The 918-nt window shown below is 34.0% G+C and carries 1 pseudogene; it reads left to right on the forward strand.

Annotated elements, in window-relative coordinates:
* Nucleotides 1-33: 33 nt before the first annotated feature.
* A pseudogene (locus HMPREF2811_RS07295) lies at nucleotides 34-804 on the forward strand (replication initiation factor domain-containing protein); the annotation flags it as partial.
* Between the last annotated feature and the right edge of the window lie 114 nt (nucleotides 805-918).

The raw sequence follows: 918 nt of genomic DNA on the forward strand, positions 1-918 counted from the left end.
GAAATGGCTCACTTTTAACTTGCGAAATACAGTCGTCAATTTGAAAGTTATCTTTTGGCACAACAAAGAAGCTGGTATGAGTTCTTTATGGACGTCTTAGTGGCTGGTGGTGTGATGAAACGTCTTGACCTCGCTATCAATGATAAAACTGGGATTTTAAATATTCCTAACCTCACAGAAAAATGTAGACAGGAAGAATGTATTTCAGTTTTCCGTAGTTTTAAAAGCTATCGTAGTGGTGAGTTGGTACGCAAAGATGAAAAAGAATGTATGGGAAATACACTCTATATCGGTTCACTCCAAAGCGAAGTCTATTTTTGTATCTATGAAAAAGACTATGAACAGTTCAAGAAAAACAATATTCCCATTGAAGATGCAGACGTAAAAAATCGTTTTGAAATTCGATTAAAAAATGAGCGTGCCTATTATGCAGTACGTGATTTATTAGTCTATGACAATCCAGAGCGTACTGCCTTTAAAATTATCAATCGCTATATCCGTTTTGTAGATAAAGACGATACAAAACCCCGTTCTGATTGGAAACTCAATGAAGAATGGGCTTGGTTTATTGGAAGCAACCGTGAACAATTAAAATTAACGACAAAACCAGAACCATATTCTTTTCAACGGACGTTGAACTGGCTGTCTCATCAAGTCGCACCTACTTTAAAGGTAGCCATGAAATTAGATGAAATCAATCAAACACAGATTATCAAGGAAATTTTGGATAATGCCAAACTAACGGAACGACATGAGAAGATTTTAAGACAACAGTCAGTAAACGATAAGGAAATAATCACTTAGTACTTTCCTGTAAATTAAATAATTGTAAAAAAGAAAGGAGAATTTTTATGAATTTTGGACAAAACCTTTATAACTGGTTTCTATTATAAAAGTTACAATAAGATTACCCAATTT

Source organism: Globicatella sp. HMSC072A10, from assembly GCF_001811625.1.
Classification (GTDB): Bacteria; Bacillota; Bacilli; order Lactobacillales; family Aerococcaceae; genus Globicatella; species Globicatella sanguinis.